The 12,963-nt window shown below is 68.8% G+C and carries 13 protein-coding genes and 1 pseudogene; 6 read left to right on the top strand and 8 right to left on the bottom strand.

Features of this window, described 5'->3' with window-relative positions:
- Positions 1–17 precede the first annotated feature (17 nt).
- The gene (locus ACWDOP_RS36205; RefSeq protein WP_456348683.1) at positions 18–1,073 is read left to right on the top strand and encodes a 2Fe-2S iron-sulfur cluster-binding protein; all 1,056 of its coding nucleotides are present in this window, start codon (positions 18–20) and stop codon (positions 1,071–1,073) included.
- A 124-nt stretch (positions 1,074–1,197) separates the two neighbouring features.
- Here ACWDOP_RS36205 and ACWDOP_RS36200 read toward each other — a convergent pair whose 3' ends face one another.
- Positions 1,198–1,737, bottom strand: a complete 540-nt coding sequence (locus ACWDOP_RS36200) for a transglycosylase SLT domain-containing protein (protein WP_454201663.1) — start codon at positions 1,735–1,737, stop codon at positions 1,198–1,200.
- A gap of 211 nt (positions 1,738–1,948) precedes the next feature.
- Positions 1,949–2,692: a DNA alkylation repair protein gene (locus ACWDOP_RS36195; RefSeq protein WP_456348682.1), complete on the bottom strand. Its 744-nt coding sequence runs from the start codon at positions 2,690–2,692 to the stop codon at positions 1,949–1,951.
- Between the two features lie 90 nt (positions 2,693–2,782).
- On the opposite strand from ACWDOP_RS36195, the gene ACWDOP_RS36190 reads away from it, so the two are divergent.
- A complete protein-coding gene (locus tag ACWDOP_RS36190; protein WP_456348681.1) occupies positions 2,783–3,097 on the top strand; it encodes a hypothetical protein in 315 nt (104 codons plus the stop codon).
- A 40-nt stretch (positions 3,098–3,137) separates the two neighbouring features.
- Here the strand turns inward: ACWDOP_RS36190 and ACWDOP_RS36185 are convergent, their stop codons facing one another.
- The 5 genes from ACWDOP_RS36185 to ACWDOP_RS36165 form a co-directional block, all read right to left on the bottom strand.
- Positions 3,138–3,437, bottom strand: coding sequence for a hypothetical protein (locus ACWDOP_RS36185; RefSeq protein WP_456348680.1), 300 nt, complete (start codon positions 3,435–3,437; stop codon positions 3,138–3,140).
- A 104-nt stretch (positions 3,438–3,541) separates the two neighbouring features.
- Positions 3,542–6,466, bottom strand: a complete 2,925-nt coding sequence (locus tag ACWDOP_RS36180) for a hypothetical protein (protein ID WP_456348679.1) — start codon at positions 6,464–6,466, stop codon at positions 3,542–3,544.
- Positions 6,467–6,555: 89 nt separating this feature from the next.
- Entirely contained in the window at positions 6,556–7,770 is a 1,215-nt protein-coding gene (locus ACWDOP_RS36175) for a lipase family protein (protein ID WP_456348678.1), read from the bottom strand.
- 118 nt (positions 7,771–7,888) lie between these two features.
- Positions 7,889–8,506, bottom strand: a complete 618-nt coding sequence (locus ACWDOP_RS36170) for a TetR/AcrR family transcriptional regulator (protein WP_456348677.1) — start codon at positions 8,504–8,506, stop codon at positions 7,889–7,891.
- A 5-nt stretch (positions 8,507–8,511) separates the two neighbouring features.
- Entirely contained in the window at positions 8,512–8,865 is a 354-nt protein-coding gene (locus tag ACWDOP_RS36165; protein ID WP_454201657.1) for an SPW repeat protein, read from the bottom strand.
- A 150-nt stretch (positions 8,866–9,015) separates the two neighbouring features.
- Between ACWDOP_RS36165 and ACWDOP_RS36160 the strand changes: the two genes are divergently transcribed.
- From ACWDOP_RS36160 to ACWDOP_RS36145, 4 genes are all read left to right on the top strand, one after another.
- A complete protein-coding gene (locus tag ACWDOP_RS36160; protein WP_456348676.1) occupies positions 9,016–10,203 on the top strand; it encodes an NAD(P)/FAD-dependent oxidoreductase in 1,188 nt (395 codons plus the stop codon).
- A 131-nt stretch (positions 10,204–10,334) separates the two neighbouring features.
- Positions 10,335–11,126 carry a glutamate racemase gene (locus ACWDOP_RS36155; RefSeq protein WP_454201655.1) on the top strand — a complete coding sequence of 264 codons (792 nt, stop codon included), beginning with the start codon at positions 10,335–10,337 and terminating at the stop codon, positions 11,124–11,126.
- Between the two features lie 10 nt (positions 11,127–11,136).
- The gene (locus ACWDOP_RS36150) at positions 11,137–11,466 is read left to right on the top strand and encodes a hypothetical protein (RefSeq protein ID WP_456348675.1); all 330 of its coding nucleotides are present in this window, start codon (positions 11,137–11,139) and stop codon (positions 11,464–11,466) included.
- Positions 11,467–11,529: 63 nt separating this feature from the next.
- The gene (locus ACWDOP_RS36145) at positions 11,530–11,850 is read left to right on the top strand and encodes a hypothetical protein (RefSeq protein ID WP_456348674.1); all 321 of its coding nucleotides are present in this window, start codon (positions 11,530–11,532) and stop codon (positions 11,848–11,850) included.
- 90 nt (positions 11,851–11,940) lie between these two features.
- Here ACWDOP_RS36145 and tuf read toward each other — a convergent pair.
- Positions 11,941–12,879: pseudogene (gene tuf, locus ACWDOP_RS36140) on the bottom strand (elongation factor Tu); the annotation flags it as partial.
- Between the last annotated feature and the right edge of the window lie 84 nt (positions 12,880–12,963).

The raw sequence follows: 12,963 nt of genomic DNA, 5'->3' as shown, positions 1-12,963 counted from the left end.
CGGTTCGAGAGGACACTATGACCACCGTCGACGTACCGCACAGCTCGCGGTCAGCCGTGCTGCGGGTCTCCGCGGTCATCAATGAGACGGCCGACGCCTGCTCGCTGGTATTCGACATTCCCGAGGAACTCCGGGAGCGCTTCACCTACCAGCCGGGCCAATTCCTGACCCTGCGCATCCCCAGCGAGCTCACCGGGTCCGTGGCACGCTGCTATTCGCTGGCCAGTTCACCGCACGTCGACGACAAGCTCAAGGTGACCGTCAAGCGCACCGTCGACGGCTACGGCTCGAACTGGGTGTGCGACAACCTCATCGCGGGGTCCGAGATCGAGGTGCTGCCGCCGTCCGGCGTCTTCACCCCCAAGAACCTCGACACCGATCTGCTGCTGTTCGCGGCGGGCTCGGGCATCACCCCGATCATGTCCATCGCCAAATCGGCGCTCGCGCGCGGGAACGGCCGCATCGTGGTGGTGTACGCCAACCGCGATCTGGAATCGGTCATCTTCGCCGCAGAACTGCGCGAACTCGCCGACAAGCACCCCCAGCGCCTGGTGGTGCTGCACTGGCTCGAACCGCTACAGGGGCTGCCGACCGTCGAGGCGCTGGCCACCCTGACCGCGCCCTACGCCGGCTACGAGGCGTTCATGTGCGGGCCCAAGCCGTTCATGGATCGCGTCCACGACGCGCTCGCCCAGCTCGAGGTGCCGCGCAACCGCACCCACGCCGAGGTCTTCAACTCGCTCTCGGGCGACCCGTTCGCCGATGTCGCACCCGCCGAGATCAGCGACGAGGAAGCCGCCGACGCGGCCACCGTCGAGGTCGAACTCGACGGGCAGACCCACGAAATGACCTGGCCGCGTAGCCAAACCCTGGTGGACATCATGCTGTCCAAGGGATTGGACGTGCCGTACTCCTGCCTCGAGGGCGAATGCGGCTCCTGCGCCTGCACCGTCGTGGAGGGCTCGGTCGAAATGGAGAACGCCGAAATCCTCGACCCCGAGGACATCGCCAACGGCTACATTCTCGGCTGCCAGGCGCGGCCGGTCACGGACCGTCTGAAGATCCAGTTCTAGAACCGGTTCATCGGTAATCGGCCGTCGTGACATTGTCGCGGCGGCCGATCGGCGTTGGAGCGGGTGACCTATACCGTTGCGGGAGTTCGGGTCACCGGACGCCGGCTACCGGCGGCGGGTGAAATCAGTACGCGCCGAAGACGTTCGCGATGGTGCCGTAGCGGTGCGCGGCGTAGTTGCAGGCGGCGGCGATATTGGCGACCGGATCGTAGATATCCCAGGAGGTGCCCTCCACGTGGTACGCCTGGAACGTCGGATCGATCACCTGCAGCAGGCCCTTGGACGGAATGCCCATGGCGGCATTGGAATCCCACAGGTTGATCGCGCGCGGATTGCCGCCGGACTCGCGAATGATGTTGCGGTGGATGCTGTCGTAGTCGCCCGGGATGCCGTGCTGGGCCATCACGTGCAGGGCGTTCTTGATCCAGCCGTCGAGGTTGTCCTCGAAAACCGGCGGGAGCAGGTCGTTATAGGGGGCGGGCAGCGTGCGGACGAACTGCTGCACCTGGTCCTGCTGCGGCTCCGGGAGCGTGCGAGCGAACTGCTGCGCCTGCTCGACGGGCTGCTGCAGTTCCTGCGGGACGCCGGCGACGTCGGCGTGCGCGGTCACGGCGGGGGCCGCGGCGACCGCGGCCAGGACGACGAGGGGGAACAGTTTTCGCAAAGGATGACCTGCTGACTTGTGTGGTGAACACCGCCTCGCCTCGGAGGAGAATTCCGCATGGAGGTCGAGTCATCCGGGCTATAACCGGACACACGGTCTGTTCTTGGCAAGTCACAGAATGATTGCGCCATGTGAACGTAAACTTAACGGAAGATGAACAGATGGTGCGGGCCGTGCGCCCGCACCCCCTGGAACACGTCTTATAGCAAGGTCAGCGCAGGGATCGATAGTGCGCGCGCTGCTCCGAAGAAAGATGCTCGGTGGCGTAACTCAGGGCCGTACGGCCCATCTCCGCGGCGTGCGCGGCCAGGAAATCGAGCAGCACGCGCTCGTCCACGCGCTTGCCGATCTCGCGCAGCATCCAGCCCACGGCCTTCTGGATGAGGTCCCGTTTGTCGGACAGCAGCACCGTGCAGAGTTCGAGTGTCGTGCTCGGATCCCCGGACTTGATGAAATGGAACGTCGTGAGCAACGCCACCCGGCGCTCCCACAGCGATTCCTGTTCGGCGAGCCGAAAGAGCGGATCGCGCGGGCGCTCGGCGAACCACGGGCCGAGGGTGTATTCCGCCGAGGCGTCCACCAGATCCCAGTTGTTCACCCGCCCGCGCCGCACCGCGTCCAGATAGAACTTCACGATTCGTTCCTGCGTCGCGATATCGCGCCGCCGCAGCGAGACCGCGCGCGCCATCCAGGAGTTCAGAATCACCAGACCCGCCAGCCGATGCTCGTGCACGGAGCTGTCCAGCAATATCGCGATCTGGTCGAGCGGCAGTTCCGCGAAACGTTTGGCCACCTTGCGGGTCTGCGGCACCCGGACGCCGATGAATACGTCACCCGCGCCGTACTCCCCCGGGCCGGTCTTGAAGAAGCGCTGCAAATGCACGGCGTCGCCGGCGTCGGCGACCCCCGCCAATTCGGCCTGCACGGCCGCTGCCGTCAACTGGGGCTCGGTCACCGCCCCATAATCGACGATCGCACCGACACGATCCCGGGGCCACGCCGAAATCCCCTTTCCCCCGGCACATTCCCCCGCGAGAATCCGGTAGTGCCCGCCAATTCCCCACCCGAACCCCCGCCGCTCCCCGCGACCGCCCGCTTCACCGTAGGCGCGGCCTTCGACATCACCGGCCGCGGCGTGGTCCTGGCCGGCACGATCGAGTCCGGCGACTTCCGCCCCGGCCAGTCCGTCCGGGTCACCGGCCCGAACGGCACCTTCGACACGACCGTGCGCGCGATAGACCTCGTCTGCCAGGTGGGCGTGGAACCGTCGCGCCGGCGGTACGACTCGATCGGGTTGCTACTGAACGGGGTTCGTAAGGACCAGTTCGAGGAAGGTCAGCAGGTGATCGGGTTGGATTGAGCCGCACAGTGTTTCGACCCTGCCCGGCCTCACGTCCGATCTAGAGAATCAGGATCGGTTCCGGATTCGGCCGTATGCGAACGGTATCGTCCATCGCGACCTCGGGGGACGGGAGGCTACCCACCCGCCCGTCCTGCTTGTAGACCACCGTCACACCGCCCGCGATGGCGTAGGAGTGGTCGCCGTCGACCAGGTACTCCCGGCAACCGACGTTGAAGACGAAGAACTCGTCGTTCTCTACGATCTTGCGGTCATCCAGACAGAAGGTGCCGTAGCCATCGGGCCAACCGTTCCGGTAATAGTCCAGGACGTTCTCTCGTGCCTGCTCGTAGCTGATCATGGTGCAAACCTTCTGTGGTTCATCAAAGCCGCGTTCGGACCGGCGCGCGGAAAGCCATTTCGGCAGAACCGGTTCGGTCGTAGTGCACTTGCGGGGCTGGGCGACTAGCGCGCGGTTTCGGCCGCGGCCTGTAACAGCACCTCGCCGAAGCGGCGCATGTGGTCGGGGCCGCCGTACCAGGACGCCACCAGATCCACGGCGGCAGAGCGGGTTCGGCGGGCCACCTCGGCGAAGTCGGCGACCGAGATCTCGCCCGCTTCGGCCTGCGCGGCCGCGACATCCAGGTCGTGGCTGGCCAGCAGGAGGCGCATGATGCTGTGCAGGTCCAGGTTCGGGGCGTCCTCGGCACGTACGTCGGTCACGCGTGTGGCGGGGCGGATTGGCTGGGCCGCTGCGGGTTCCGGGGCCGCGCGGCGAGAACGGGGGGCGGGAGGGGCGACGGAATCCAGGGGCGCTTCGGTGGATGTCGCCTCGGGGTCGGCATCCGGGACACGAGCCGCTCGGCGGCCGGGTGCGACATCGGCATCCGCTGCGGCGCGACGTGAGGTCGCGGCGGGCACGGCGTCAGCGTCCACAGCTGCACGGCGCGACGGCACCTCGGACACGGCATCGGCATTCGCGGCCTCGGGACCCGAGGTCACGGCGGCTACGGCGTCGGCGTCTTCGGCCGCGCGACGCGACGGCACCGCAGGGACGGCGTCGGCGGCGTCCACAGCTGCACGGCGAGACGGCACCGGATCAGCGGCATCCACAGCAGCGCGGCGCGAGGTCACCGCAGACGCCGAATCGGATCCCCCTTCCGAGTACAGGGGCGACAACGCGGGTTCGGCATCGTAATCCGGGGTGGCGCGACGAGAAGGGGCGACCGGGGCTGCATCCGAACCCTGAGCGGCCCGGCGGGTGGTCTGCGGCGGTGCGGACTCGGAATCCTGGTCGGGGCGACTCGTCGTCGCGGCGGGTAGGACATCGGAACCCGTGACGGTGTGGCGCGACAGCGGGGCCGGCTCGGGGGCCGCCACGGCATTCGCGGGGGCAACGGCGGGGGCGGGCTCGCGGTCCGATGTCGTCCGGGAGAGCGTGGACGGGGCGGGCTCGGGGGCGGCGCGGCGGGACTGCGGGGCGAGGGGGGCCTCGGGCTCGGGGGCGGACAGGCGCGATGCCGAGAGGGAGGCGGTGTCCGGGGCTGACGGCGCGGGCAGGCGGGCGGGGACGGACTCCGGGGCGGGGGGCTCGGGGAGGCGGGCCGGGGGCTCCGGGGCGGAACGGCGGCCCGTGCTCACCGTGGGCGCCGGTTGGACGGTGACGGCGGCGAAATCCGACACGGGGCGGCTCTCCGACGCGCCTGGATCCGCGGGCAGGCGGTGACCATTGACCGCGGGCTCCGCGGCTGGGCGACGCGCCGCGAGATCCGAGCCCGTGGGGGAACGGAACGCGCCGGCCACCGGATCGGGCTTGATGCGGTAGGTGTCGACCTCCTGATCCGGCGTCGGCCGGTAGGGATTCGACACCGGGTCGGGGGTGGGCTGGTAGGAACTCGCGCCCGGCTCCGACGTCGTGCGATACGAACTCACGCCGGGCTCGCCAGGCGACCGGTAGGCGTTGGCGTCCGGGTCGGACGTCGAACGGTAGGAATTCACGCCCCCGTCGGACGTCGTGCCGTACGAACCAGCGGCCGACCCGGACATCGACCGGCGCGAATTGGCGCCCGGCTCCGAGGACGTCCCGTATGAATTCACGGCGGGATCGGAAGTAGCGCCGTAAGGGTTCACCCCATCACTCGAGGTTGCGCCGTACGAACTCGGCTCGGAAGTCGTTCCGTACGAGCTGGCACCCGGTTCCGAGGCCGAGCCGTACGGGTTCACCCGAGAATCGGAAGTTGTTCCGTACGAACTCACATCCGACTCCGACGGCGCTCCGTACAAGTCCTGCCGGGAATCGGAATTCGCCACGGGAGAACTCACGACCGGCTCCGAAGAAGTTCCGAACGAATTTACGCCCGGCTCGGAAGTTGTCCCGTACGAACTCATCCCGGGACCGGTAGTCGTTCCGTACGAGTTCGCGCCCGAGTCCCCGGACGTGCCGTACGAACCCACGCCCGGCTCGGAAGTCGGCGCGTACGAGCTCATTCCGGGGCCGGAAGTCGTTCCGTACGAGCCGGCACCCGAACCAGAGGTCGATCCATACGAACCCGCGCCGGGATCCGACGTCGTGCGGTACGAACCCGGGGACGGATCGGGGCTTGTGGCATACGCATTCGCGTCCGCGCCGGGGGTTGTCCAGCGGAGGGACGCGGGGGCATCGGCGGTCGTTCCGAGCGGGGCGGGCGCGGGATCGGAGGCGGGACGGTAGGCATCGACATCGGAATCCGACGTCGTGCGATAGGAATTCGCTACCGGATCGGCGCCGAGGCGATAGCCGCTCAGATCCGCATCGGCCCCGGGGCGATAGCCGTTCGACTCCGAATCAGCGCCGAGGCGATAGCCGTTCGGCTCCGCATCGGTGCCGGGTCCGTACCCGTTCACCGCCGAATCGGTGCCCGGGCGATAGCCGTTCATCTCCGGATCGGCGGTGGTCCGATAGGGATCGAACCGCGCCTCGGAGGCGGCGCGGAGCGACGCGGAACCGGTGGTGGTGCCGTAACCACCGGTTTCCGAGGTGATGCGGGGCGGCGCCTCGAAGCGGGAATCCGGCTCGCCCGGAGTGCGATTGGGCAGGCCGTTGATGCCGGCGGGTTTGCCCTCCGATACCTCCGGCACGCTGCGGCGCACCGGCGGCGCGGACCACTGCACCGGTTGCTCCGGCTGATCCAAGCTGGTGCGGCCGAGGGCGGCGTGCGAACCGGTGTCACCGGTCAGCGCACGGCTCGAGGACGGGCCCGAACCCGAGGTCTCCGGATTGGTCAAACGGTAGCTGTCCTGACGCGAGTTCAGGGACGAGCCCAAACCGGTGGTGAATTCGGCATCCATGGCCGCCATTCTTACCGCTCCGCACCCTGCCGTGCGACTCGGGTCGCACAGTTCGGCGGGCACGGCACACCCGTCCGCGCGGCCCCGGCGCGCCCCGGCACGCCGGGGCGCGACCACCTGAAAGCGACTCACGAGCAACGGTATTGGGGCATTTACACCGAATGGCAATTCGACGGCGCGGGTTCACCCCGGAAACGCGCATCGACCCAGGCCAGCGCGGCGGGCAACCCCAGCACGGCGGCCGACAGATGCTCGGGCGAAATGTTCTGATCCATCTGCAATCGCGCACCCGCGGCGCAATACCGGCGATTCGTATCGACTATGGCGTCCACCGGAATCAACGGGTCGGTGGGCGAATGCCATTCGAACACCGGAATTTCCGGCACCCCGCCGTACAGTTGCAGGCTGTTCGCCTCCACCACCGACCAGGCATCCGGGCTCTCCAGCAGCGACATGCTCGCCGCCAGCTCCGGCGCGCTCTTCCCCGCGCCGAGCGCCATGATCTCGTTGGTGCAGCCGTTGGCCATCGCGTCGCGCAGCGCCAGCCCCCGCGCGTTCAACTGCGTACTCAACGGCAGCCGATCCGGATACTCGCGCTCGAGCCCGATGGCCGCGGCCATGGCCAGACCGAACGCCGGATGCGCGGACGTGCCCAGCGCGCGCACCATGGTCAGCATGTTCATCGGGACACCGCCGTACGCCGCCCCGGCCAGCTCCAGATCCGGTGCGTAGGTCGGCGCCAGCGCGGCCGCCCACGCGGTGGCCATACCGCCACCGGAGTATCCGGCCATCACCACCGGGCTCTGCGCCAGCCCCAGCTCGTCCACCCGCTGCGCCGCGCGAATCCCGTCCAGGGTGATCTGCCCGCCCAAACGCGCCGCGCCATAGGCGAATTGCGGACCCAGATGGTCCGGCAGCGCCACCGACCAGCCACGCCGCAGCGCGACATTGAGCACCGGCGCCTCACGCACCGCGAGATTCGGATCCGCGGTCCACAGCACCCGGGACACCGCGCACTCCGCGCCCAGCCCGTTGATGATGTGCTGATAGGACAGCAGCGGACCGCCGGCCCGGTGCTCGTGCGGGGTCAGCACCGTGGTGGTCGCCGCGATCGGACCGCCCTGCGAATTGGTCGAACGGAACTTGACCAGGGTGAAGGTCGTCGCGGGGAACAGCGGCAGCGGCGGCATGACGCGGACCGCGAGCACGTCGCCGGGCTCGTAGTCGGCGATGTTCGCCGGTGCGGCGTAGAACGGATCGGGATCCGGTGCGGGATAAGCGGGTTCGGCTGCGGCCGTGGTGATGGTGCAGCCCAGGATCAGCGTGCTCGCGATACCGAGCACGCCGAGTATTCGGCCAGCCTTCATCGGTCCTCCAGGGCGTATAGCGAACACTCAGCTATTACGAACCCCACGAGTCTGCTAGCGATCGCACGGAAATGTGGAAGACACGCCGCCCAGATCCGAAATGCAGGTCTGACCTGCGTCAACCCATCTGTGTCATCCCCGCGGCCACCACCTGGGCCACATCGAGCATCTCGTCGCCGTTCTGCAGACCGTCCAGCGTCCGCAACCGATCGGTGCTGGCGATCGCGAGCATCGCCGACACCCACGCCGAGGCGCAGGCGCGCAGCGTACCGGGCCGCACCGGGGCCGGCGCACTGGCCTGCAACACCCGCGCGGTGATCTCCAGCAACTGATCGCGCATATGGCGCAACTGCTTTCGCACATCGGGATGGGTGTCGGCCTCACGCCACATGATGACGCGCAACACCGAGGAATGATGATCGCGCAGATTCAGCGCGGCATCGAGATTCACCAGACTCTTCGCCGGATCACCGGGGGCGACCACGGATTCGATGTCGTCGATGGGCTGCGGCGGCACGCGCTCGGCCATCAGGGCCGACAGAATCGCATCCTTGGTCGGGAAATAGTAGAAGACGAGTCCCTTGGGAACACCGGCCCCAGCCGCGATGGCGGCCGTGGGGGTCGCATCGAAACCCTGTGCCGCGAAAAGGGATTCCGCGGCGTCCAGGATGAGCTGACGAGCGTCGCCGTCGATTTTCTTACTCCGGCGACGCCCCGCTCCCTGGGGCCGGTGCATCTGCATCAGCGGCGCGTCACCGCACCCAGTCGATCCGACACCGCGGGCAGCGCGACCAGCGCGAGCACCGCGGTCACACCGCCGGCGACCCACGCGGTCCAGGTGGCACCGCTGTAGGAATCGAAGTCCAGCACCCACGGCGAAACGAACAGCAGGGCGCCGACCAGAACCAAGGCGTAGTCGGCGACGGCGCCGATCCTCTTGGCGGCGTGACCCAGACCGATCAGGGCGATGAGCACGCCTCCAACGATAAGGGACCACCGGGCATTGTCGCTATGAGCGACCCAGAGCGGTGACAACGCGGCGATGACGCCGAGTACGACAGCCACAACGTCCTGAACGCGGCTCTCGGTGAACATGGTGCCTCCTAGGGCTGAGATTATGTTCTGATTTCCGTTCTACGCTGACTGACCGCCCGATCAATAAAGTCTCGGCTACGATTCAGCGGCTAGTTGAATGTGGTGCGTGACACAGCGGCGCGGGACCCACCGAACGACTAAGGTTGCCCTATGTCGTTGTCGGTAGAACACGTTCTAATTGTCGGCGCCGGGCTGGCGGGTCTCCGCACCGCCGAAGAACTGCGCCGCGCAGGTTACGAGGGTCAACTGACCCTGATCGGGGCGGAGGAACACGCGCCGTACGACCGGCCGCCGCTGTCCAAACAGTTCATTCGCGGCGAGATCGACGACACCGCACTGCGACCCGCCGAATTCTTCACGGAAAAGCGCATCGACCTGCGACTCGGGGTCACCGCCACCGGCGTCGACACCGCGGCGCGGCGCGTGCGGCTCGACGACGGCACCGACATCGGCTACGACCGGCTCGTCATCGCCACCGGCCTGCGGCCCCGGCGCATTCCGAGCTTCCCCGACGCGCGCGGGGTCCACGTGCTGCGCAGCCACGACGACGCCGCCGGCCTCCGCGCGCACCTGGGCAGCGCGCGGCGCGCCGTCATCATCGGCGCCGGATTCATCGGCTGCGAACTCGCGGCGAGCTTCCGGGCGCAAGGGGTGGAGACGGTGCTCGTCGAACCGCAGCCCACTCCCCTGTACGCCGCGCTCGGCGAACAGATCGGGGAACTCGTGGCCCGGATGCACCGCGAGGAGGGCGTGGACGTGCGCTGCGGGGCGGGCGTGAGCGAACTGCTCACCGCCGACGACGCCGTGCGCGGCGTGCGCCTGACCGACGGCACCCAGATCGACGCCGACCTGGTCGTGGTGGGCGTGGGCTCGACCCCGGTCACCGAATGGCTCGCCGACTCCGGCATCGACCTGCTGGATCCCGCCGACGGCGGCGGCGTCCGCACCGACGCCACCGGGCGCACCGCCACCCCGGACGTCTGGGCCGCCGGCGACGTCGCGGCCTGGCTGCTGGACGACGGGCGCACCAAGCGGGTCGAGCACTGGACCAACGCCGGGGAACAGGCGCAACTGCTCGTCGCCGCCATGCTCGGCACGGAAGCGCCTGCCGCCGTGCGGGTTCCCTACGTGTGGAGCGACCAGTACGACACCAAGATCCAGGTGCTGGGCGTGCCCGCGCTCGCCGACGACGTCCAGATCGTGGAGGACAAGGGACGCAAGTTCCTGGCCCACCTGTTCCGGGCGGGCACGCTCGTCGCGGTGGTCGGCGCCGGCATGACCGGCAAGGTCATGAAGATGCGCGGACAGCTCGCCGAGGCCGCGCAGCCCGTCTCCTGAACCGACCGGCACGGGCGCACCGGCCGCGCGACCGCCCCGGCCGGAGATCGGACCAGGTCACCGCGGGTGCGGCGGCGGGTCCCGGGACCACGGTTCGCGAATCGGGCGGGGTGTTCACTACCGTTGCGGGTGTGATCGTCGCGCTCATTGATTCCGGACTGGGGCTGCTGCCCACCGGGGCGTGGTTGCGGAAGCTGCGGCCCGATATCGACCTGCTGCTGCAAATGGATCCCGACGGTGCGCCGTGGGGACCCAAGCCCGAGCGGTGGGTCATCGACCGCGTCCTGGACACCGCGCGCACCTCGCTGCGGGAAGGCGCGGAAGTCATTGTGCTGCCGTGCAATACCGCGAGCGTCACGGCCCTGGAACCGGTGCGCGCGGCCGTCGGCCCGGACATCCCGGTCATCGGCACCGTGCCGGCCATCAAACCGGCCGCCGCCGCCTGCCGCAAGGTCGCCGTCTGGGCGACCGCCGCCACCACCGCCAGCGCCTACCAGGCCGACCTGATCGCCCGCTTCGGCGGCGGCGCCGATGTCACCGGCGTCGCCTGCCACGGCCTCGCCGACGCCATCGACCGCGGCGACCTGCCCGCCATCGCCGAGGCCATCGCCGGCGCCGCCGAGCGCACCCCGCCCGACACCGAGGGCATCGTCCTGGGCTGCACGCACTACCCGCTGGTCCTGGCCGACATCCTGGCCGCGCTACCGGCCGGCATCCGCGTCTTCGACAGCGCCGAGGCCGTCGCGGCCCAGACCCTGCGCCGCATCGACGCGCTCGGCAGACCCGCCGCGGGCGCCGGCACGGTCCGCGTCCTGGCCAGCGGCCGCGCCGCCGAATTACCCTCCGCCGCAGCCGCTTTCGACTCCGGCCGACTATTGGGCGCGACCGGGACCGGAGAGTTCCGCGTCGTCCCCGCGCCCTGAGACGCCGCGCGTGGACCGCGAACTCACCGAGAACGAACGCGTCGCCCTGGACGCGATGCTCGGCGACGATGTCCCCGGCGTCCGGGAGTTCCGCGCGCAGGCCGCCACCGCCCGCGTCACCGGCAGCTGCCGATGCGGTTGTCCCACAATCGATCTCGCGGTGGATCCGGACGCACCGAGCGCTCCGCCCGGACCGAATCCGATCGCCGAAGCGGGCGCCCCGCAGGGTGGACTGCTGCTGTTCGCCACGGACGGACGACTGTCCTGCCTGGAGTACTACTCCCACACCGACGACAAGCCGGACGGATTTCCACCACCCGAGCAAATTCTGCGCGATTGACACGGTCGGGCAACACCCGCCCGCCAGCGGTTTTCCCGGGGCCGATCCGGGCAGGCCGACATCATGACCGCATTCGACGAACCAGCGCACCGAGATTCGGAACCCGAACCGCCGGCCGCCCCCACGAGCGAGGCCACCGGCCGACCCGCGGCCCAGCAGCCACCCGACACCGCCGCGATCCCCGAGCCCGAGGTGCTCCCCGAGCACCGCGAACAGGCCCGGCGGATGGCCGAGTCCTACGAGGACGCCCGCCCGCACACCGTGCTGCCGGGCAGCGACGGCATGATCGCGGGCACCGCCGTACACGATTGGCTCGACGAGCGGGGGCGGCCGAAATTCGACAGCCACACCGCGGGCGAACACGAGCGGCGCCCGCGCGAATAGCCGCCGAACGGCGCGAAAACCGGCCCCGGACAAGCGAAAAGGGCCGCTCCCCGAAGGGAACGGCCCTGATCAGTGATTCAGGAAATCAAATCACTTGACGATCTTGGTGACGCGACCGGCACCGACGGTGCGGCCACCCTCACGGATCGCGAAACGCAGGCCCTCGTCCATGGCGACCGGCTGGATCAGCTTGACGCTCATCTCGGTGTTGTCGCCGGGCATGACCATCTCGGTGCCCTCGGGGAGGGTAACGACGCCGGTCACGTCCGTGGTACGGAAGTAGAACTGCGGGCGGTAGTTGTTGAAGAACGGGGTGTGGCGGCCGCCCTCGTCCTTCGACAGGATGTACGCCTGGCCCTCGAACTCGGTGTGCGGGGTGGTGGTGCCCGGCTTCACGACGACCTGACCACGCTCGACGTCGTCACGCTTCAGACCACGAACCAGCAGACCGACGTTGTCGCCCGCCTGGCCCTGGTCCAGCAGCTTGCGGAACATCTCGACACCGGTGATGGTGGTCTTCTGCGACTTCTCGCGGATGCCGACGATCTCGACTTCCTCGTTCACGTTGATCACACCGCGCTCGATGCGACCGGTGACGACGGTGCCACGACCGGTGATCGTGAAGACGTCCTCGATCGGCATCAGGAAGGGCTTGTCGGTCTCACGGACCGGGTCCGGGATCGACTCGTCGACGGCGTTCATGAGCTCGAGAACCGAAGCGGCCCACTTCGGGTCGCCCTCGAGGGCCTTCAGGCCGGAGACGCGCACGACGGGGGCATCCTCGTCGAACTCCTGCGAGGCCAGCAGCTCGCGGACCTCCATCTCGACCAGCTCGAGGATCTCGTCGTCGTCGACCATGTCGGCCTTGTTCAGCGCGACCAGGATGTAGGGCACGCCGACCTGACGGGCGAGCAGCACGTGCTCACGGGTCTGGGGCATCGGGCCGTCGGTGGCGGCCACGACCAGGATCGCGCCGTCCATCTGGGCGGCACCGGTGATCATGTTCTTGATGTAGTCGGCAGGCGGCGGCTACTCGACGCCGCGCTGGAAATCGTGGGGACGCAAGGGCTTTCGGCGCTGACCGTGCGCGGGCTGTGCGAACAGGCCAAGGTC

The organism is Nocardia sp. NPDC003693, from assembly GCF_053981095.1.
Note: the sequence above shows the minus strand (reverse complement) of the source record. Positions and strands in the feature narration are given on the sequence as shown.

Excerpts from the sequence above, each read along its gene's own strand:
- ACWDOP_RS36205 (WP_456348683.1), top strand. The coding sequence starts at position 18 with ATGACCACCGTCGACGTACCGCACAGCTCGCGGTCAGCCGTGCTGCGG.
- ACWDOP_RS36185 (WP_456348680.1), bottom strand. The coding sequence starts at position 3,437 with ATGATCAGCTACGAGCAGGCACGAGAGAACGTCCTGGACTATTACCGG.
- ACWDOP_RS36175 (WP_456348678.1), bottom strand. The coding sequence starts at position 7,770 with ATGAAGGCTGGCCGAATACTCGGCGTGCTCGGTATCGCGAGCACGCTG.
- ACWDOP_RS36170 (WP_456348677.1), bottom strand. The coding sequence starts at position 8,506 with ATGCACCGGCCCCAGGGAGCGGGGCGTCGCCGGAGTAAGAAAATCGAC.
- ACWDOP_RS36165 (WP_454201657.1), bottom strand. The coding sequence starts at position 8,865 with ATGTTCACCGAGAGCCGCGTTCAGGACGTTGTGGCTGTCGTACTCGGC.
- ACWDOP_RS36160 (WP_456348676.1), top strand. The coding sequence starts at position 9,016 with ATGTCGTTGTCGGTAGAACACGTTCTAATTGTCGGCGCCGGGCTGGCG.
- ACWDOP_RS36145 (WP_456348674.1), top strand. The coding sequence starts at position 11,530 with ATGACCGCATTCGACGAACCAGCGCACCGAGATTCGGAACCCGAACCG.